Source organism: Enterobacter cloacae complex sp. SHL012, from assembly GCF_049237505.1.
Taxonomy (GTDB): domain Bacteria; phylum Pseudomonadota; class Gammaproteobacteria; order Enterobacterales; family Enterobacteriaceae; genus Enterobacter; species Enterobacter kobei.
Genome location: NZ_JBMKIZ010000005.1, coordinates 229,876 through 250,248, shown reverse-complemented (window position 1 = coordinate 250,248; position 20,373 = coordinate 229,876). Strand labels below are relative to the sequence as shown.

Here is a 20,373-nt window from a genome sequence, read left to right as displayed (position 1 = left end):
TAGGTCGGGTCTCAGTCCAGGGCATAGCGAGTCTCCTCTTCTATGCCAGTTATAACTGTTACCCATGTATCCGGTCTAAAGTGTTACCCATGTTTCCGGTTCATACCGCAGCGCCACCGGGCGAAAAACGTACTACTTTTTACGGGATAATTTAAACGCAATAAACAGGAACACCACCCACACTGGCAGCAGCATCGCTGAGAGACGCATCTCATCCATCGTGCACATCAGCACCAGAATCAGCCCCAGGAACGCGATACAGATATAGTTCCCTGCCGGGTAGAGCAGCGCTTTAAACTGCGTCTCGCGTCCCTTGCGTCGCATCGCCGCACGGAAGCGCAGGTGCGCCAGGCAGATCATGATCCAGTTCAGCAGCAGCGTGGCGACAACCAGCGCCATCAGCAGGCCAAATGCCGCTTTCGGCAGCAGGTAGTTGATCAGCACCACTAATGACGTAATCGCGCCGGAAAGGAACAAGGAATTAATCGGCACACCGCGACGGCTGACGCGGGTGAGGAACTTCGGCGCATTCCCCTGTACGGAAAGGCCAAACAGCATACGGCTGTTGGAGTAAACGCCACTGTTATAGACCGAAAGCGACGCCACCAGAATGACGAAGTTCAGCGCCGACGCCACCACATTGCTGTTCAGATCGTGGAAAATCATCACGAACGGACTGCTGTCAGATTTCACTTCCACCCATGGATAGAGCGCCAGCAGAACCACCAGCGAGCCGATGTAAAACAGCAGAATACGGTACACCACCTGGTTGACCGCTTTTGGGATACTTTTATGCGGGTCGCGCGCTTCGGCAGCGGTAATACCAATCAGCTCCAGCCCGCCGAAGGAGAACATGATCACCGCCAGAGAGAGAACCAGTCCTTTCCAGCCGGTTGCCAGAAAGCCGCCGTGCTGCCAGAGGTTATCAATGGTTGCCCGCTCGCCGCCGTGACCGGAGAACAGCAGCCACAGGCCAAAGCCGATCATCCCGATAATCGCCAGTACCTTGATCAGCGCAAACCAGAACTCGGTTTCGCCATACAGGCGCACATTGACGAGGTTAACGGCATTAATGATGATGAAAAAGGCCGCCGCCCAGATCCACGTCGGGACATCCGGGAGCCAGTACTGCATGTAGATGCCTGCGGCGGTCAGTTCGGCCATCCCCACCAGCACGAACATCACCCAGTAGTTCCAGCCGGAGAGGAAGCCTGCAAACGGGCCCCAGTATTTGTAAGCAAAGTGTGCGAAGGAGCCTGACACCGGCTCTTCAACGACCATTTCGCCGAGCTGGCGCATGATCAGGAAGGCGATAATCCCGGCGATGCCGTATCCCAGCAGTACCGCAGGGCCAGCCATTTGAATAGCGGGGCCGATGCCGAGAAACAACCCGGTACCAATCGCGCCGCCGAGGGCAATTAACTGAATATGTCGATTTTGCAAACCACGTTGCAGCGTCGGATTCTGATCCGACGAGGCTTCAGCGCTACCATGGCCTGAAGCGGATGACGCGTCTTTCACGCCCTACCCCTGTCTCTTTTTTAGAAGGGGCACGTTTTAACACTTCATGCTGGTGGTAGCAAGTTTAACGCCGGGCCAGCGCATGCGCCCGGCGGATTAACGTCACGACCCGATGATCCCGCCGTCCGCTTTGACGATCACCACCGTTGACGAACGCGGGCGTCCGTTCGGGCTGGCGTCCGGCCAGTTAGAGACGGCACGCGGATTGGCCGGGTCGGTAATATCATCCCCACCCTCTCCCGGATGCTGAATATTGATAAACAGCGTCCGGTTGTCCGGCGTAAACGCAATACCGGTGATTTCACACCCACGCGGCCCCGTCAGGAAACGACGAAACTCATTGCTGCCCGGAATGGTGGCCACCATCTGGTTATTGCCCATCCCCTCATACGCTTTTTTGTTGATCGTGCTGGAAGAGACGTCGGTCTGGATCCACAGAACGCCCTGATGATCGAACGACAGACCATCCGGGCTGCCGAATGCCGCGCCCTGCATAGAGCCTTTGGCCTTCGGATCGTCGCTGTCTGTGCGCCCGCCCATGACCAGAATATCCCATTTAAAGCGTGCGGCGGCAGGATCGGCCCCCTCTTCGTGCCAGTGCATAATATGACCAAACACGTTATTAGCACGCGGGTTGGCGGCATCGACCGGGGCTTTCCCCTCTTTACCGCGATCGCTGTTGTTGGTGAGCGTACAGTAGACGCTGCCGCTGGCGTGCGGATCGACGGCTATCCACTCCGGGCGATCCATTTTCGTCGCCCCCACCACGTCAGCCGCCAGGCGGGTTTTAATCAGCAGATCGCCCTGGTTTTCAAAACCGTGGCTTTTATCCAGACCATTCTGCCCGAAGATCAGCGGCAGCCAGTCGCCGCTTCCCTCTTCATTGAACCTGGCAACATACAGCGTACCCGAGGTCAGCAACTGCATATTGGCCTCACGGTTCGCAGGATCGTATTTTTTGTCAGAGACGAATTTATAAATGTACTCAAACTTCTGATCGTCCCCCATATAGACCACCACGCGATTATCGGCGGCGAGCGTAACGGCGGCCCCCTCGTGCTTGAAGCGGCCAAGTGCGGTGTGCTTGCGCGGTGTGGAGGTCGGGTCGTAGGGGTCAATCTCTACCACCCAGCCGAACCGGTTAGGCTCGTTAGGCGTTTTATCGACGCTAAACCGCTCATCCACCTCGTTCCAGCGGTAAGATTCGTCGCTGTCGCTGATGCCGTAGCGTTTTTCGAGCGGATTGAGATCGGCTTTTTTGACAAAAATATCCGACCAGTTCTCCTCGCAGGTGAGGTAGGTGCCCCACGGCGTGTGGCCGTTGGCGCAGTTTTGCATGGTGCCCAGCACGCGCTCCCCCTGCGGGTCGGCGGCGGTTTTCATTAAGTCCTGATGCCGCGCCGGGCCGGTAAGCTGCATCGGCGTATTGACGGTGATACGGCGGGCATAAGAAGACGGGCGAACCACCTCCCAGTCGCTGCCCGCTTTTTTCACTTCCACCACCGACACGCCCATCGCGTTCTGCCCCTTGCGGGCTTTGTCGAGGTTCCAGTTCGCCATACCGTCCGTAAACAGCATCCCGTTATCGATGTATTCATGGTTCAGCGCCAGCAGACCATGTTCCGGGTTTTGCTCCCCCTGCGGCAGGCTAAACCACGCCATACCGTCGTGGTGCATCCCCGCCTGCACGGCCTGTTCGTCGGTTGTGTTGCTGGCATCCGGCTTAAATGCCGGCATGTGGTCTTTGATGCCCGTCGGGTCACCCCAGCGATAAAACGGGCGGGCAATATAACCTTCCGGCACCCTCACCGTATCGTCCGTGGAAACGGGAATACTGGTAAACCCAAGCGACACCGCTTTTGCCAGCGCGGACGGCTTCGATACCGCGGCAATGGCGCTATCAGGTTTGATCAAAAAGGGAAAGGAAACGGCAGCACCCGCCACGGCGCCCATCTGGAGAAAACGACGGCGGGAAAGGAAAACCTCTGCAACCTCGGAGAAAACCGGGTTAGCGCTGCGGTTAGTGATGTCGTCGCGATGTTCTTTTTTAAAAACGGATTTGAGGGGTCTGCCCATAGCGGCTTCCTGTCATTGGCCAAGAGGTAAGGAGTTGGCGAACAGTGTAAGAAGCTTTTGTTACAATTTTATAACAGGATAACGGCGGGATTGGGGCGTCCCTGCCCCGGATAACGAGGTGGAACGCTTAGAACTCGTAGCCCACCGAGACCTTAAAGGTTCGCGGTTCGCCCTGAGTGATGTAGGTACCGGAATCGTCCACGCTGGCCCAGTAGTTTTCATTGGTCACGTTGTCGATGCCTGCGCGCACGGTCATCTGGTTTGCATTGTGGTTCAGCGCGAAGCGGTAGCGCATGCCCAGATCCAGCGTGGTATAGCTGTCCAGCTTTTTGCTGTTCGCGAGATCGGCATACTGCGTGCCCGAGTGGTTCACGCGTGCGGTGGCGGTCAGGCCGTCAACTGGCTTGATGTCGTACTCTGCCCCCAGCACGGCATAGAAGTTCGGCACGCCAATCGCATCGTTGCCTTGATTCACGCCGTTTTTGGTTTTGGTCAGCTCGGCCTGCAGCCAGGTGGCGCTGGCGTTCAGGCGCATCCCGAGCATGGGCTCGCCAAAAACGTTGAGCTCTACGCCACGGTTACGCTGTTCAGCGTCCAGGCCGTAGTGATTGTCATCGTCGAGGATCGCCGACGGCATTTTGATCTCAAACAGCGCCAGAGAGCCGCCCACGCGTCCAAAGTCTGCCTTCAAGCCGACTTCATTCTGTTTAGAGTGAACAATACCGGTACTTTGGCCGTAGTTGGTGGCGGTGTCCGGCGCGGTTTTTCCCGGCTGCAGCGCTTCGGTGTGGTTGGCGTAAAGGGAAATCTGCTCCCACGGTTTATAAACCACGCCGTAGGTTGGCATCCAGCGGCTACCGTCGAATCCGTCCGCGTCGTTTTCCGCACCGGTAATTTTGTTATACCCGCGGATGACCACTTTCTGATGACGCGCCCCCGCGGTGAACAGCAGCTTGTCGTCCAGGACGCCCAGCGTATCGCTCAGCAGCCAGCCCTGAGTACGGGTGCGCCCGCTGGTTAGCGGATCGCTGTATTTGCCACCTGATCCATTGAAGTTGGAGCTGTCCGGCATATCAACGCCGGTGTTGTGGTAGATGTTGGTGGTCGGGTTATCCTTCGTCGCAGACATTTTCCACGCGATTTTTTCGTTTTTGGTCGTCGCCGAGTACCCAACGTTCACCTTGTGCGACACAAAGCCGGTATTGAAATTCCCGCGAATGCCCGCCATCCCGCTAACGGAATCGCTAATGCGGTTAGTATCCAGACGGCTGACCGTGGCTTTGCCGCTTTTGTCCAGCAGCTTCGGCGCGCTGTAGATCCCTTCTTCGTGCGCGTGCTGCGCGCCCAGGCCGGTATAGGCGGTCCAGTTATCGGTGATGTCGTATTCGCTGCGCCACATCCCAAATTCGTTTTCGATGTCGCTGTAGGCCCACTTCTGCGAGAAGTTACGATCGTTTTTCGGCGGTTCAGGCACGAAATCCACCGCCGAGATGTTGACGCTGGTCGGGCTGCCGTGGAACGTTTTCTTTTGATAGCCCAGATCCAGCGAGGTGCGGACGTTGTCGCCGTTGTAATCGAGACCGGTGGAGAGCAGCGTGGTGCGGCGACGGTCGTTCGGTACGCCGGTTTCCCCTTCACGGTGGACCAGGTTCACGCGCGCGCCGAACTGGTCGCTGTCGCCAAAGCGACGGCCTGCATCCAGCGTGGTGCCAAACTGCGAATCTGAGGTGTAATCCACGCCCACTTTTGCCTGCGGGGTATCGCCCGCATGTTTCGGCTCAAGATTGATCATCCCGCCCACGCCAGAGCTTGCCGCGCCGTTCATCAGCGCGTTGGCGCCTTTGAAGATCTCAATACGGTCAACCATCTGCGCATCCACCACCTGACGCGGCAGTACGCCGGACAGCCCGCCAAACGTCATGTCGTCGCCGTCAAACTTCAGACCACGAATGCGGTAGGTCTCCGCGCTGTTACCGTACCCCTGAACGTACTGCACGCCCGCATCGTTGGCGACCACGTCAGCGATGGTTTTCGCCTGCTGATCTTCCACCAGCTTCGAGGTGTAGCTGATGATGTTGAACGGCACGTCCATGGCGTTCTGCTGGCCCAGCATCCCCATGCGCCCGCCGTTCGCCACCTGCCCGTCAAGAAAGGCCGGTACCAGCTGGTCGCCGCCGGGTTTAAAGTCGCTGGCAGGTGCAGCCTGCACAACAAGCGTATCTTCTTTTTTATCATCCACCGCCTGGACGGAATGTGTCACCGCCCCAATGGCGAGCGCCAGCAGCGTTTTGTGTATTTTGGTGTTGTCCATCGTTAACTCATTTGAAAGTGCGCGAAAAAATGACCCGTTGTCGGGCCTTAGAATGTATTAACTGCAATGCAAATGAGAACTATACGCATTATCCATGCATTGGCAAGCGTCACGCGTTCATGAAGGGAGGTAATGAGGACGATGGGGAACAACCACCCCGTTTTGGGGTGGTTATGATTATAAAACGCGCGCAGTGCCCGTCACATCAATGCGTACCGCCGCGCCCGGGCTCCAGCCCGGCTGACTGACGGTCCTGAGGATAACGGGCTGTTCATGCCCGGCTAATCCCAGCGTCAGCGTAGACAGCTGACCGGTGAAGTCGACATCAAGAATGGAGACCGGGCTTTCATGAGGCGCACATGCCGTCACGCGCAATTGTTCAGGACGCATCATTACCCGGCCCTCTCCTGTTGCATGCGGATTGTCCGTCGGCACCTCGCCCAGTGCACACACGGCGTAACCGCCAGCGAGCCGAGCAGGCAGGATCACGGCATCGCCAAGAAACAGCGCCGTCTCTTCGTCAACGGGACAGGTATAGACGTCATAAGGCGTACCCACCTGCGTGAAGCGGCCAGAGCGCATCACGGCAACCTGCGTGGCAAAAGACAACGCTTCGTTCTGATCGTGGGTGACCAGAATTGAGGCCACGCCCGCTTCCGCCAGCAGATCGGCCGTTGCTTTACGCGTCATGGCGCGCAAGCCGGTATCCAGCGCCGAGAACGGTTCATCCAGCAGCATCAGCGAAGGACGCTGGGCCAGCGCACGGGCAAGCGCCACGCGCTGCTGCTGTCCGCCGGAAATCTCATGGGGCCAGTGCGTCGCGAGCTGCCTGTCGAGAGAGACCATCTCCATCAGCACCTCAACGCGCTGGCGCTTCTCGTGGCGGGTACCGTCCAGCCCCCAGGCAATGTTATCTGCCACGTTGAGATGGGGGAACAGCGCGCCCTCCTGAGGCACATAACCGATCCCGCGCAGGTGAGCAGGAACAACATGATTTTCATCAAACAGCGTTTTTCCCTGCATGACGATGCGGCCAGTATCCGGCGTCTCAAACCCGGCGAGAATACGCAGCAGCGTGGTTTTCCCCGACCCGGAGGGGCCGACAATCGCCGTGCGGCTCCCCGGCGCAACGCTCAGGTTTAAGCTGTCGAGCACCTGCACGTCCGAAAACGATTTTGAAATGGCGGTTAATTCAAGCATGTCATAGCCCTGCAATTTTTTTCGACTGCATATAGAGAATGGCGGTCAGCGGGAGTGAGATCAGGATCATCAGCATTGCGTAGGGCGCGGCGGCCACATAATCAATTTCACTGGTCAGCGCCCAAAATCCGGTGGAGAGCGTGCGGGTTCCCAGCGGCGAGAGCAGCAGCGTGGCGGTCAATTCATTGCTGACGCCAAGGAATACCAGCGCGGCGCCTGCCGCAGCGCCCGGTGCGGCCAGCCGCAGGGTAACGCTCCAGAGCGCTTTCGCAGGCGTGCTGCCCAGGCTGCGCGCCACGTTTTCCAGCTCAACCGGCGCCTGGGCAATCCCTGCCCGCAGGTTAATGAGCGCGCGGGGCATAAACATCAGCAGATAGGCCAGGAACAGGGTGATTTCCGTCTGATAAATGGGGCGAGCGTAATGAATAGTGACCGTGACCATCGCCAGCGCGGTGACAATGCCCGGCAGCGAACTGGTGATATAGATGCACCCTTCCAGCATCCGGAAAATACGGTGCGGGTAGCGGATCCCAAGCCACGCGATGGGGATGACGCACGCCGTCGTCAGCAGTGCCCCGCCCACGCCGAGCATCAGCGTCTGGCGCAGGGAGTGCCAGAGATCGGCGTTCATCCAGTTTTGCACGCCGCCGAGCCAAATCCAGCGGCACAGGACAAGTAACGGCACGCCCAGCGCCAGAATGACCAGCGCGAGGAAAAACAGCTGTCCCAGCACAGCCGCCGCAAGCTTCAGCGACCAGCGTTTCTGTTCACGTGCCGCGCCAGCGCCAATGCGTGCATAGCGCGCTTTCCCGCGCGTCACGCCTTCCAGCACTAAGATCGCCAGGCAGCATAAGGCCAATACGCCCGCCAGCATGTTCGCTGCCGGGCCGCTGAAGGTGGACTGAAACTGGTCATAGATGGCCGTTGTGAAGGTATCAAAACGGATCATCACGTACAGACCGTATTCCGCCAGCAGGTGCAGCGCCACCAGCAGCGCGCCGCCGCAGATAGCCAGTTTTAGCTGCGGCAGCACCACGCGGAAAAAGACCCGCCACGGCGGGGTGCCGAGCGAGGCGGCCACATCTTCCAGCGTTGGGTCAAGACGACGCAGCACCGCCGCAACCGGCATATAAATAAACGGATAGTAAGCTAAAACGGAGAGGAACACGCCCGCGGAAAGGCCATGCATCGAGGGAACCACGCTCACCCAGGCATAGCTTTGCACAAACGCGGGGATCGCCAGTGGGGCGACCGCCAGCGCGGACCAGATCCCTCGCCCGGCAAGCTGCGTGCGCTCCGTGAGCCAGGCGATCGCCACGCCTGTCACGATACACAGCGGTACCGCCAGCGCCGTCAGCCACAGCGTGTTACTGAGCAGTTCAGCAACACGTGGGCGAAATACCAGCGCCCTAATCGTTTCCCAGCCCGTCTCAACGCCTATGGCAATGATAAAACCCAGGGGCAGAAGTGCCAGTAAAGAAAAAAGGACAGCTAACGCTACCATCGGCAGTGCAGGACGCCTGCGGCCAGGCTCCCGCACGCTGTTTTTGCCGAGGTCGAGACTCAGACCAGACATAAGACCTTCACTTCACTCTCAGGATCACAGCAGACCGGCTTGCGTCATCAGCTCGATAACTTTTTTACTGTTGAGCGTTGAAGGTTCAACTTTCGGTGCATCCAGATCGTTCAGCGGGACCAGTTTCGGGTTAGAGGCCGCGTTCACGCCCACCGCATATTCAAAGGCATTGTTGGTGCGCAGGCTTTCCTGGCCCTCTTTACCGGTAATGTATTTGATGAACGCCTGGGCCTGCGCTTTGTGTTTGCTGGACGCCAGAACGCCACCACCGGAAAGGCTGACGAACGCGCCCGGATCCTGGTGTTTGAAGTAGTAGAGTTTGGTGTTTTTGCTGTTCTCACCCGTTTTGGACTGATCGACAAAACGGTAGTAGTGATAAATCACCCCGCCATCAATCTGGCCGGCGTTGACAGCTTTCATCACGGTGCTGTTGCCTTTATAGGCAACGAAATTCGCTTTCATCGCCTTCAGCCATTCCAGCGTGGCTTTTTCGCCTTTAAGCGCCAGCATTGCGCTCACGATGGCCTGGAAATCCGCCCCTGACGGTGATGCAGCCCAGCGGCCTTTCCACTCGGGTTTGGCCAGGTCCATCAGCGACTTAGGTAGCTGCTCTTCGCTCAGTTTTGCCGGGTTATAGACGAATACGGTGCTGCGGGCGGCAATGCCGATCCAGCGGCCATGCGCCGGGCGGTACTCTGCCGGTACCTGCTTCAGGGTGTCTGCATCCAGCGGGGCAAACAGGTTAGCGTTATCCACCAGTACCATGGACGGTGAGTTTTCCGTCAGAAATACGTCTGCAGGTGATGCGCTGCCTTCCTGAACCAGCTGGTTACCCAGCTCGCTGTCATCGCCGTTACGCAGCGTGACCTTAATGCCGGTCTCTTTGGTAAAACCGTCAACCCACGACTTCACCAGGTTTTCATGCTGCGCGTTGTATACCACAATGCCTTCGCTGTTATCGGCGGCAACGGATTGTGTGGAAAGGAAAAGCGATGATGACAACAAGGCAAGCGAGAAGCAGGACAGCAGGCGAGAATTCATGAACATATCCTTAATAGAGCAACGGGAATAATGACGCATAGCGTTGTGGGACAGGATTAAAGCATACAAAAACGCTAATGATAATTAGTATCAATCCAGTTTAAGCGTAAAAGTGTAAAATTTCTTTTTTGCGGGGAGTGAAGTGATAAAAATCCAGATTTAAAAAACGAATTAATTAAAGATTAAGAAAACCTTAAGACAACACACTACAAAATATCATTAGCCTTCTATTTATTACGTCGTTATTTATCTGACAATTTAAGAATAAAAAACGTTCACCACTTCCGCCGTGAAAATATGATTCCCTTCATAGCGTTGTCCTTATTATTACCTCAGGTAATTTTTACCGGCAGCGTCTCCAGCGTTCTCAGAATCAGGCTTCGCGTCGACCATTTAGCCTCACCGTCGAGAGAGAGTGTCCCGCGCTCGCATAAAGCCATGGCAAGGGTTTCAGCCTGACACTGCGCCAGCAGTTGTCCAATACACTGGTGCACACCTGCGCCAAATCCCAGCTGACGTTGGGCATTCTTGCGGCCAGGAATAAAACGCCACGCCTCTTCAAATACGCTTTCATCGCGATTTGCAGAACCAAGGCATACTAAGATGTTATCCCCTGCTTTAAGTTCGCGTCCCAGAAATTGCACGGGAGCCACTACCTTTCGCCTGCCCATCTGCAACGGAGACTCAAAGCGCATGGTTTCACTGACGACATCTTTCATCCGCAGCGTGTTATTTCTGACGCACGCCTGTAATTCAGGATGTTGTGCCAGCATATACACCAGGTTTCCGGTTAACGCTTCGCTGGTTTCACTCCCGCCGATAAGCATAGTGACGCAGTCTGTGCTAAACCGAGTTGCAAGCGCATCCCGATCGCCGCCATATCCTTTCAGGAGGCTGCGATAAAAAAGCGAGTCGTAACCCTGGCTGTGTGCCTGCGCGAGTTGGCGAAAACTGTCATCCAGACGGGAAAGCGCCACGATCAGCCGCTGTAATCCCTCTCGATCAATTGCGCTGGGGTCCAGCAATAGCCTGATGGCGTTTTTCTCTTGTTCAACTACCTCCTGCTGCGCTTCCGGCAGGTTGAGCCAGGCGGTGAACAGCTTCCCCCAGAGCGGGGCAGCAATCTGGCGAATGCCGTCAAACGTGCCGATGGTGGTTAACTCTGCCACCAACGTATGTGACTCGTCAGAAATCAGCTGGGTTAACGCAGCCCAGGATTCGCCGGTAAACAGAGCCTGCAGCGCCTGACGGTGCGCGCGATGCACATTCCCGTCTTCAAACAGCACAATGCCGTAGAGAAGATCGCGTATGGGGGGCGAGAGGCTGAAGCACTCTTTTTCCATTTCGCTATGCACATCTTCAGGTATACCCGAGGAGACGAATGCTCGCTCTTTAAGCGTCTGATATACGTCCTGATAGCGGGTAAGCACCCACGTTTTGCCGATTCGCGCCACCGGCTGGTGGTTTCGCATGTGGTGGTAGACGTTATGAAGATTTTCCTGAAAGACAGGTGAGGCAGGATTAAACCGAAGTGCTTTATCAACATATGCCACAGGTGAGCCCTCATCGCAGGATTAATCACCTTTCAGTAAAGCAGGGATATGTTGCAGTTCAAATATGAAAAAAAGGGGGGGCCTGTAGGATTCGATAAAAACATCCAATAGATTGTTTTAACTATTATTTTTATAAACTCAAACTGATACATGCCCCCAATAATGCACCCAAATTCCTGTATGCAGCGAGATTCATGATTGAGCGCTGTAGCCAGTTTGACACGCTCTTTTCGCCTAGTTTACAGATGACACCCTCAGTCCGTTGAGAGCGAAAAGCGGAAGTTCACCCCCAACAGGATCTAATAGGACGATGAGTGGCTGGAGGAATTATTTAGTTAATTACCCGTGCTTTCACTGGGAAGACCTGTAGAGGCAAAAATTAGGTCATAAAATCACGGGGGGTTGCGCCCATTACCGAGCGGAATGCCGCCGTATAAGCGGCCGGGCAGGAAAATCCTAGCTAATAGGCAACCTGCTTAACAAGAACGCCTGACGACAGTAGATCCAGCGAGAAGCAGATCCGCGCCCGCTGCTTTCAGTTTCTGAAGCTGGACCTCGTGTCCCGGATAAAAAGCCGGGGGAAGGTACTATCTGACATTGTCGCCAGATCCGCTAGGTCGCTCAATGACGTCTCACAACGCTGGTTAACCAGCAGATCGGTGGCCACTCGGTATAGACGTTCATCCTGCGGCATCAGCAACTCGGTCACCCGGTGCTCTGCTTCACTCAGGATTTTCATTAACAACAGCGCCATTGTCCGCTGGCTTGCTTCCTGGTAGCCAGCGCTGAACAGACCGGCAATCAACTCCTTCGCCAAGGCCGTCGCTGTGATGACGTGGACGTCATCACTTTTGGTAAAGCGACTGCACGCGGCAATGAGGCTACGGCTGATGTAAACCGTGCGAAGCTCGGTTTGCTAAAGCAGGCCATCTGTGCTCCTGAAGCACCAGCAGCCAGAGCGCGCTGTGGGGGGATAACCCATTACCTTTCTCCCGTTTCAACGAGCATCACCTCCTGAGTTGCACAAAGCAGTTGCCCCTCCACGTGGTAATGGGGCGGATCGATATCACCCCGCCGATAGCTTCTGGCAAGCACAGACCAGCCGATCATCTCGTCATCTCTTGGCGCTTTATCTATATTGTTTGGCATTTCAGATTTAAGGCCTGCATTTAGGATGCATTTGGTAGACGGCGTCCTGATTAAGACATGACAAACATAATAAATGCATGCGGTAGAGGGGGTATAACTGAGCGGGTTCTTATCAGGCCATGGAATTTATACGCACAGATGTAAATTCCTTTCCGACCTGAAGGTATTTACGAGTTGTCATGGGTTTTTATGCATGTTAAGTCTAAAGCAGTTCCCCAGCAAATGAGGTAACGTTATGAATAGCAGAAACATCTCCATCATGGCAATCCTCTTCACCCTTGCCCCCTTAGGTGCGGCGCTGGCTGCAAGCAATAGCTCCGGGGGAGTTATTCGCTTCAGCGGTAATATAGTCGCCGACTCATGCAGTACAGCGGATGTGTTCAGTTCTGATGAGAATTATGGATATCTGACATGTCTATATGACCGGGGCCTGACAAGAAGTGCTGTCAGTACGAATTTTTATACAGAAAAAAACGTGAGTTCTCCGCTGGTTGAAAGCGTCAGCCACTTAAGGTTGTCAGAAAAAGCCAGCCAGTTTTTAATCAGCTACAACTAAAATTTATAAAAGTCAGTGATGAAAAGAGCAGAGAAAGTTGCTCTTTTCATCCTCATCCATACGGTATGCTTTTCATATCGTATGAAGATATTTTCTATTAAAGTCCAGCATCCCGACTGGTCTTGCAAGATAGTATCCTTGCATAGAGTTCACTCCGGATTTATGAAGTAACTCAAGTTGAGTGTGATTCTCAACGCCTTCAGCTGTTACAGACAAACCTAACTGAGTGGACAGCGCAACTATTGCATCAACTACCTTCTGGTAAACCAGTTCATTACCCGTTGACAGTGTAAGTTCTCGATCAATCTTAATCGTTGAAAAACCAACATGCTCGACATATTTCAGCGAAGAGGTACCTGAACCAAAATCATCAATCGCGAATCTGATACCCTTGCTCATGAGTTCATCCATGATATCCATTGTGTCTTCATCTAGCTTGAGCACACCACGCTCTACGATCTCAAGTACCAAAGTGGCTTTACCCATTAATTTTTCATTAAAGGACAAGATGCTACTGATAACCTTTGGAGATGAAAGCTGTGGAGCAAAAATATTAAATGAGAAGTAAAATCCTTCAGGTAATTTAATATCCTCATCAATGAAATACTGAGCAACATCTCTCATCAGTTGCCCTGTGATATCATTTATGTGTTCACTTTTCTCAAGATCCTGGATGTAGCCTACTGGAGATTTACATCCTTTATCAGTTTTGACGCGGAGAAGAACCTCGCACCCGATAACAGTATCACCGTTCCCGTTAAAAATAGGCTGGAGGAATGGAATAAATTCAACCGTCTCAACAAAGCTGTTGACGTGACGTTTTCTGATGATGCCCTTCTTGCTGATTGCAACTTTGGCGATAAAGTCAAGAACTCGAGTAAGCATGGTGTCAGTTTTCATAATGTAGGATTTCCTTTATTTTTGATAAGTCTGCTGGTTAGCCCATCGGTAAAGGGCATGTTCGTTTTTGAGCTCAAGGCGAGTTAGTAATTTCCGCAATAATCGGCTGTAGCCCTTTCGATCAATGTCAAGATAAGACATAACCTTTTCTTTGATATCAGATGCCTCATTGATATAGCACGTTAACGTAGAAATGAAATTCAGTTCAGATAAAGACAAGTCGTTAAGTGTTCTACAGTACAGGCATTCTGGTTGTTGTAACGATAATTTCCCTTGCGCCCAGCCATATGCGTTCCAGTTTATGTGCTGTTTACGCAAGCTAGTTATCGCATTCCCACTTTCATCAACAATATATATTTTGTTGGAATTTTCATTAGTGCAAATACATTGCGATGAATAATTAATGTAGTCGGTAATTATGTAGATGCGTTCATATTTATCGCCATATTCACTTAACATCTTTTCGTTAATGACAAAGACAACGGCATAGTCTTCCTTGTACTTTTCCTTTATTAGCTCGTGATAAGCTAGCTGTTGGTATTTATTATTATTCCGGAATAATATGCCAATCCGTTTAAGTTCGTCAGTATTCGTGTTACGCATGCTATGAATTTTTTCTGGTCTGGTTTATCACTCCCCCGAAAGAAGTGTGATTGAATGCTTACTAACCGATCGACATAAATAGCCTGGTGGTTTAGTTGTAGTTAATAGTAAAAACGACTTTCCCATCGGCTGGCCCTGGCGTTACGACGTTGTTGGTCTGGTAATAACGTGCGGCAAGCGGGATGCGAAAATTTGCTGTACCGCTGTTCGGCGGCGTTACATCCCAGGTTTCGCCGTTTTTCCAGATTTTCGTCGGGGTCGTCGGGCTGGCTGTGACGTCTGGTGTATAGCCTAATTGCAAGCCAATACCGGTTGCCGGGCTGCCGCCGTTGCTGGCATTAACCGCGAATACACCATTGCCGTTATCGATAAAGTCAGTAAGCGGCTGCAGCGACACCTTGAGCAGGTTGTTGGTCAGCTTAGTGCCAGAGGGCGAACCCGACCCGGTAATTGATTGACCCGTTCCGCCGCCATGATAACCAGTAAAAGTCGGGCAATTTTCCAGACGGATGGAAGAGTCCACCCACGGCGTAGTCGAACCCACACCACGGAAATATTGACGAACCTCATAGCTTCCCATCGCGACGTCAATATCTGGCGTCTGGCAGGTTTGGGTGGTGAAATTAATACTGCCGCTAAAATTAACGGTCCAGGTTCTGATCGGCAAACCGGTATACCCAGGCTCTTCCCCGGCATACATAATGACTGTAGGGAACGAGATGCCGTTAACCACGCTGCCGGAATCGATCGGACCCGTTTTGATTAATGAAACATCAAAGACACCGCTAACACCATACGACGCTCCCGGACTTTCGTGCGTGTAAGGCTGGCTGATACGTTGTAATGGCGAATTTTTAGTAAACGTTTTACCGGAGTACCACAGTGCAACGCCAATGCCTGGAACATTTGTTGGATAGATTTCTCCCGTATAGGGTGAACCACTCAGGTTAAATGCGCTGCCTGAAGGTTCAGTAGTAACAGAGAGATAGCGATTGACGGTAAAAGGTGCGTCACAGGTTATGCCGGGCATTCCTGACGATTTTACCGTTGTTCGATAAATCACGGATCCAATGGGCAGGTCATTACCTGCATAAAACGATCCCGCGAGAGCAACCGAAGATGTTTCTGGTGGAAAAGTTTGTGCACTTTTGCAGGTAATGACTGCCCACGCACTGTTCCCCGTACATAAGCCAATTAATAGCGCAATTCCCGGCAGCCATTTATTCATTTGTTGATTCAACATGTTTTTCTCCGATTATTTCCGGGTGTCTTAATTCGTACAGACCGCCGACATCTGGATAAGCGATTCACTTTTAATCTGTGCATCCGTCAGGCTGTAGCGGATATTGCACTGCTCACTGGCTGAAGTACCCCACTGCACGTGCAGGATGTCGCTTTGTGATTCCACACGTACATATACCCCGCCCCCCTGGCCGACGATGCCGACACTATTGCCTTTGGTATCGGTTACTTCCGCGCCAAAAGGAATGTGGATAGCCTCTTTGCTCAAGCTGAACAGGATCGGGAAACCTTTACGGGTTTCATATTTCAGGCGTACAACCGAACCGGCATGTGGCGCCACGCGCTGACTGGTGTTATCCAGCTCAATGGTTTGAGAGGTCCCTTTCGGATCCAGTGCAATTTCATTCATTTCATACGGGTTCAGGTACGGCACTGCAGCATGACCGAAACGGTCAACTTTCACGCCGGTGTAGTTACCCACTGCCGCGCCCGTCGCGCCTTGAGCTTCCACTATAGCGAACGTATCACTGGTATACGGTGTCGCCAGCACGCCGCCAGAGTAGGCCAGCAATGTACCGCTGGCACCGGCAGACACGCTGTTGTAGTTTTTACCTTTGCTGACCGATGCGCTCAGGTTCGCGAACGGTGAGCGATACTGTCCGTTCAGGTTACCGCTGCTACCTGCACCATTGTTGTAGTGTGAGGCCGTTGCACCATAGCTGTACTGGTGTTCCTGACCTGCCGTACCTGACACACCAACCTGCTGGCCGTAGTTACCGTTACCATCACGGCTCAGCGCTGCCGTCAGGTTCGGGGTATTTGACGCACCGGTGCTACCAAGTGGCATACTCATATTGAACATGAAGGTCGTTTCCATATTCCCCGAACCATTGCGGGTACGACCGGCATTAATACCGTATGCCATCGATTTGAAATTGTTGTTGTAACCGAGCTGGTACTGGAGGTCTGAGCCAGAGCCTTTGTTCCAGTAATCCTGCGTAAAGCCAGTGACGTAAAACTGTCCATAGCCGTCCGGTAGTCCCTGATTCAGGGTGGTGGTAAAACGGTTCTTTGGACGATATATATTCTCCGGGCTATGACCGTTGTCCACTTCATCAATCATCAGCATAGCGGTGCGGTAGTCTAGGTATCCTGACGTTGAATAACGGTACGCCGCCACGGAAAAGTTAGACTTCGTTTCCGGGACAAACTTGCTATAACTCACTCGGTAACTTTGCCCGGACATGGCTGTGTCTTTTGAAGCATTGCCATTAAAGTGTGTACGCGCCTGGCTGACATCGAACGCCAGCGCACCTACCGGTGTATTCACCGCCGTCCCGAGCTGCAGGGAGTAGTAATCATCGTTACTGCTCTGTATCCCGCCGTAGCCGGTAAACATATTGGTCAGGCCGCGCTGATAAGTGGCCTGATACAGTGGGCGGCGTTTGGACGCACGGGTGTCGTTAAACTCACCAATGACCACGTCATAGTGGTGGCTGCCAGGACGCAGCAGCTGGCTGACTGCAGCATAAGCCACGTTAAAACGCTGTATGCTGCCGTCCGCTTCCGTCACCGTCACTTCCAGATCACCGCCGTAACCGTTCGGGTAAAGATCGTCGATGTTAAATGCACCTGGCGCTACCGTTGTTTCACGGATAATCTGGCCGTTCTGGCGCACTGTGACTTTGGCGTTGGTTCGCGCAATCCCGCGGACTTCCGGTGCGTATCCACGTTCAGACTGCGGACGCATACGCTCTTCATCTTTCAACTCGATACCTCGATAAGACAAGGTATCGAACACATTCCCACTGGTGCTGTTTTCACCGGCAATGAAACGCCCGCTGATAGACGGGATATCGCGCTCAACGTAAGTGTTGATACGCTGATAGGAGCCGCCGGTATCCTGCATCCAGTTGTAGTTACCGTTATGACGCAGTTTCCACGCACCGACGTTGATCCCTGCATTTAGGCCAAGATAGGCAGAGTCATAACGCTTGCCGTTTGAGGACATGGAGTAGTAGTTACTCTGATAGCCAAGCATCAGCGCATTGACGCCTTCATCCCAGTATTCCGGGCTAACGTAGCCATTGTTAACGTTGTGCAGATAAGCTTGCGGAATAACCAGGTTCAGTCGCTGGGCGCCGGAGTCATAATCAACGGTGACGTCCGGTATCAAGGATTTCAGGACCAGGCATTCGTCACTTTCCTGCTGGATCTTTCTGACCGTCTCGGAAGGCAGCTCTTTCACGTTGAAATTCATTTTACGCAGAGTAGACGGCAGAAGGCATAGATTGACGTTACCTTGTTCATCTTCTTTGAAAGTTACGCTTTCATTACCAAACCCCATGTCGTTTATAAATATGCCCGCCGTATATGTACCTGGCATCGCCGCTGCACCTTTTTCGAAACGTTTAAGATCTGCTTTTTTGGCTGAACCTGGACTCAAAAAAATCGGGTCGAATGTGACGGTATTGTCACTATCATCTGCCCGCGTCTGTGCCGGCACCACGACAAAAACAGAGATGATAAAAGCGGTCAGCATATTCAGACGAAATTGTGGTGTTCGTTTCATTTTTTTAAGTCCGTAGTTCAGGAACAATTATTACAGTGTGATTTCAGCTTTTTTTATCGCACCCCAGTCATTGATGTACTGCCAGACAATTTTTTGACCGTGTGCAAAGCTACCGCTTTTATTTTTAATCGCCAGGCGTCCGAAAGGCGCGACCATGTCGCCAGAACCCTCTGTTTTGCTGTTCTCGGCACGAACGCCCAGTAGGGTAACGTGGTACGGCGAATTATTAACTGCGGTAAGCTGTCCCCCATTAATTTCCCACTTAACTGCTTCCGCTGCTTTGGTGCTGTCTTCTTTTAAAGCAGCAGGGCGATAAAAAATTTTGATACGTGAACGGAAGGCCACCTGCAGTTTATTAATATCCGCTTCTTTCATGTTGTTTGGCGGAATTTCAAGTACATTCAGCCAGAACACGCTTTCACGATCGGCGGGTAACGTCGCTCCCCCTGTATAGGAAATGCGCAGTGTCTGTCCTTTTGCTGCATCCACACGGTTCATGGGAGGGTTAATAATAAAAGGGACACGGATCGTGTCCGGGTTAGCATTGGCATCGCCATTATCAATCCATGCCTGAATTAAAACCGGCCCTTTCCCTTTATTATTTACCTTAACAGAGATTTCCTTATCACCTGCCGGATAAATAACACGCGTTCCGGTAATTACGATATTTGCCAGCGCATGAGAGGCAAACATCAGGCCGAGCGACATTATGGCCGCTTTACGGATTAAAGACATAACAGGTTTCATCGTTTTTTTCTCGCAAAGTTAAATATCTGGTGGAATGCCAGATATTTAATGATGAGCAGTAGGTGTCATTTATACTGCAGGTTATACACCACGCTGGAGGTGACAATTCCAGACGTAGTCGCATCTTCTGCATAATATTCCACAGCGTAAGGTAATTTAATTTCCTCACCCTGGTTATTGACATCAATATCAGCAAAGTAATTATTCGTTCTCTGCATCTGACTTCCCGCAACAATCACATTGTTATTTGTTCCGTCGCGAAGTTGCAGAGAAACATTTTCAGCCCCCGACGCCGTTGTCTGTTTTAGTCGACCGGTATTACTGTCAACGGTAGCGCCAGCCTGGAAATAAGCAGATACATAAGACTCACTCCAGTATCCCTCGTTATCATCCGTAGGTGGCGTTAAATGCAGAGAACAATCCGTCAGTGTCATCACAAAACTGGTACGCCCCGTCGTGTCTCCGGCACTTGCAAGTTCTGTTGCAGGAACAGTCGGTAGCATGACGGTAGCATCCGCGCCCTGGCCATCAACATTAACGTTACAGGTACTGCCGGTAACACGACCTTTAAAATTAACGGTCCCCGTTGACGCCGCATTCACTGTTAATACGGAGGTCGAGAACATAATTGCCATGGCGAGCAACGTCATCTGATTCATTTTTATTCCCCTCAGATAATACCTGGTGTAAGGCACCAGGTATTTCATTTCAAAAAAGGCTAGTTACTTATACTGAAGGTTGTAAACAACGCTGGAAGTTACAACACCAGAGGTTGCCGCTGATTCAGCATAATACTCAACGGAGTATGGCAGCGTGATTTCTTCACCATCTTTGATTTCGGCAAAGGCGTTAGAAGTTGCCTGGTTCTGGTTACCGGCGAAAATAACAGCGTCGTTAGTGCCATCACGCAACTGAAGGGAAACGTTTTCAGCACCAGCTGCAGCAGTCTGTTTCAGACGACCAGTGTTGTTATCAACAGTCGCACCTGTCTGGAAGAATGCCGCAACGGTATTCTCACCTTCTGAACCGACAACACAGTCACTCAGGGCCATGTTGAAGTTAGTGCGCCCCGTGGTCTGACCTGCAGCAGACAGCTCGGTCGCTGGCACGGTTGGGAGAGTTACAGTCGCATCTGCACCCTGGCCGTCAACGTCCACATTACAGGTCGTGTCAGTCACCATACCGTTAAAGGTAATCGTACCGGTAGACGCAGCATTTGCAGCAAATGCGGAACCCATCAGTACGGCAATAGCGGTCAGTGAAGCAATCTTTTTCATTTAATCCTCGACAACAAAATGTATGTTAATTTTTTTAGGTAACGTCCCC

General features: G+C 52.7%; 15 protein-coding genes and 1 pseudogene. 1 reads left to right on the top strand and 15 read right to left on the bottom strand.

The features are described 5' to 3' along the window. Positions 1–132: 132 nt before the first annotated feature. The 8 genes and pseudogenes from pheP to ACOTY9_RS17850 form a co-directional block, all read right to left on the bottom strand. Positions 133–1,521, bottom strand: coding sequence for a phenylalanine transporter (gene pheP / locus ACOTY9_RS17885; RefSeq protein ID WP_014882862.1), 1,389 nt, complete (start codon positions 1,519–1,521; stop codon positions 133–135). 102 nt (positions 1,522–1,623) lie between these two features. Next, positions 1,624–3,597: a PhoX family protein gene (locus tag ACOTY9_RS17880; protein WP_047626958.1), complete on the bottom strand. Its 1,974-nt coding sequence runs from the start codon at positions 3,595–3,597 to the stop codon at positions 1,624–1,626. Between the two features lie 127 nt (positions 3,598–3,724). Then, positions 3,725–5,908 carry a TonB-dependent receptor gene (locus tag ACOTY9_RS17875; protein ID WP_250127692.1) on the bottom strand — a complete coding sequence of 728 codons (2,184 nt, stop codon included), beginning with the start codon at positions 5,906–5,908 and terminating at the stop codon, positions 3,725–3,727. A gap of 177 nt (positions 5,909–6,085) precedes the next feature. Next, complete coding sequence (locus ACOTY9_RS17870; protein ID WP_348566009.1) at positions 6,086–7,108, bottom strand: ABC transporter ATP-binding protein; 1,023 nt, start codon at positions 7,106–7,108, stop codon at positions 6,086–6,088. Between the two features lies 1 nt (position 7,109). Next, the gene (locus ACOTY9_RS17865; RefSeq protein ID WP_348566008.1) at positions 7,110–8,684 is read right to left on the bottom strand and encodes an iron ABC transporter permease; all 1,575 of its coding nucleotides are present in this window, start codon (positions 8,682–8,684) and stop codon (positions 7,110–7,112) included. 24 nt (positions 8,685–8,708) lie between these two features. After that, positions 8,709–9,725, bottom strand: coding sequence for an iron ABC transporter substrate-binding protein (locus ACOTY9_RS17860; protein WP_047626954.1), 1,017 nt, complete (start codon positions 9,723–9,725; stop codon positions 8,709–8,711). Positions 9,726–10,057: 332 nt separating this feature from the next. Then, entirely contained in the window at positions 10,058–11,278 is a 1,221-nt protein-coding gene (locus tag ACOTY9_RS17855; RefSeq protein WP_063434037.1) for a cytochrome P450, read from the bottom strand. Between the two features lie 379 nt (positions 11,279–11,657). Continuing rightward, positions 11,658–12,427: pseudogene (locus ACOTY9_RS17850) on the bottom strand (helix-turn-helix domain-containing protein). A 235-nt stretch (positions 12,428–12,662) separates the two neighbouring features. Here ACOTY9_RS17850 and ACOTY9_RS17845 point away from each other — a divergent pair. Beyond that, complete coding sequence (locus ACOTY9_RS17845) at positions 12,663–12,983, top strand: hypothetical protein (RefSeq protein WP_348566007.1); 321 nt, start codon at positions 12,663–12,665, stop codon at positions 12,981–12,983. A 72-nt stretch (positions 12,984–13,055) separates the two neighbouring features. Here the strand turns inward: ACOTY9_RS17845 and ACOTY9_RS17840 are convergent, their stop codons facing one another. The 7 genes from ACOTY9_RS17840 to ACOTY9_RS17810 all read right to left on the bottom strand — a co-directional run bounded on the left by ACOTY9_RS17840 (position 13,056) and on the right by ACOTY9_RS17810 (position 20,324). Continuing rightward, entirely contained in the window at positions 13,056–13,883 is an 828-nt protein-coding gene (locus tag ACOTY9_RS17840; protein ID WP_348566006.1) for an EAL domain-containing protein, read from the bottom strand. Between the two features lie 15 nt (positions 13,884–13,898). Further along, positions 13,899–14,486, bottom strand: coding sequence for a hypothetical protein (locus ACOTY9_RS17835; RefSeq protein ID WP_348566005.1), 588 nt, complete (start codon positions 14,484–14,486; stop codon positions 13,899–13,901). Between the two features lie 91 nt (positions 14,487–14,577). Then, on the bottom strand, positions 14,578–15,729 hold the full coding sequence (locus ACOTY9_RS17830) for a fimbrial protein (RefSeq protein ID WP_348566004.1): 1,152 nt from the start codon (positions 15,727–15,729) through the stop codon (positions 14,578–14,580). A gap of 27 nt (positions 15,730–15,756) precedes the next feature. Further along, positions 15,757–18,270: a fimbria/pilus outer membrane usher protein gene (locus tag ACOTY9_RS17825; protein ID WP_348566010.1), complete on the bottom strand. Its 2,514-nt coding sequence runs from the start codon at positions 18,268–18,270 to the stop codon at positions 15,757–15,759. Positions 18,271–18,330: 60 nt separating this feature from the next. Continuing rightward, positions 18,331–19,047, bottom strand: coding sequence for a fimbrial biogenesis chaperone (locus tag ACOTY9_RS17820; RefSeq protein WP_348566003.1), 717 nt, complete (start codon positions 19,045–19,047; stop codon positions 18,331–18,333). Positions 19,048–19,112: 65 nt separating this feature from the next. Further along, entirely contained in the window at positions 19,113–19,706 is a 594-nt protein-coding gene (locus ACOTY9_RS17815) for a fimbrial protein (protein ID WP_348566002.1), read from the bottom strand. A gap of 63 nt (positions 19,707–19,769) precedes the next feature. Then, the gene (locus tag ACOTY9_RS17810; protein ID WP_348566001.1) at positions 19,770–20,324 is read right to left on the bottom strand and encodes a fimbrial protein; all 555 of its coding nucleotides are present in this window, start codon (positions 20,322–20,324) and stop codon (positions 19,770–19,772) included. Positions 20,325–20,373 lie beyond the last annotated feature (49 nt).

What these genes read in the sequence shown, in the direction of transcription:
- ACOTY9_RS17845 (WP_348566007.1), top strand. Translation starts at nt 12,663, where the DNA reads ATGAATAGCAGAAACATCTCCATCATGGCAATCCTCTTCACCCTTGCC.
- ACOTY9_RS17835 (WP_348566005.1), bottom strand. Translation starts at nt 14,486, where the DNA reads ATGCGTAACACGAATACTGACGAACTTAAACGGATTGGCATATTATTC.
- ACOTY9_RS17875 (WP_250127692.1), bottom strand. Translation starts at nt 5,908, where the DNA reads ATGGACAACACCAAAATACACAAAACGCTGCTGGCGCTCGCCATTGGG.
- ACOTY9_RS17870 (WP_348566009.1), bottom strand. Translation starts at nt 7,108, where the DNA reads ATGCTTGAATTAACCGCCATTTCAAAATCGTTTTCGGACGTGCAGGTG.
- ACOTY9_RS17825 (WP_348566010.1), bottom strand. Translation starts at nt 18,270, where the DNA reads ATGCTGACCGCTTTTATCATCTCTGTTTTTGTCGTGGTGCCGGCACAG.
- ACOTY9_RS17840 (WP_348566006.1), bottom strand. Translation starts at nt 13,883, where the DNA reads ATGAAAACTGACACCATGCTTACTCGAGTTCTTGACTTTATCGCCAAA.
- ACOTY9_RS17820 (WP_348566003.1), bottom strand. Translation starts at nt 19,047, where the DNA reads ATGAAACCTGTTATGTCTTTAATCCGTAAAGCGGCCATAATGTCGCTC.
- ACOTY9_RS17830 (WP_348566004.1), bottom strand. Translation starts at nt 15,729, where the DNA reads ATGTTGAATCAACAAATGAATAAATGGCTGCCGGGAATTGCGCTATTA.
- ACOTY9_RS17810 (WP_348566001.1), bottom strand. Translation starts at nt 20,324, where the DNA reads ATGAAAAAGATTGCTTCACTGACCGCTATTGCCGTACTGATGGGTTCC.
- ACOTY9_RS17815 (WP_348566002.1), bottom strand. Translation starts at nt 19,706, where the DNA reads ATGAATCAGATGACGTTGCTCGCCATGGCAATTATGTTCTCGACCTCC.
- ACOTY9_RS17865 (WP_348566008.1), bottom strand. Translation starts at nt 8,684, where the DNA reads ATGTCTGGTCTGAGTCTCGACCTCGGCAAAAACAGCGTGCGGGAGCCT.
- ACOTY9_RS17860 (WP_047626954.1), bottom strand. Translation starts at nt 9,725, where the DNA reads ATGAATTCTCGCCTGCTGTCCTGCTTCTCGCTTGCCTTGTTGTCATCA.
- ACOTY9_RS17880 (WP_047626958.1), bottom strand. Translation starts at nt 3,597, where the DNA reads ATGGGCAGACCCCTCAAATCCGTTTTTAAAAAAGAACATCGCGACGAC.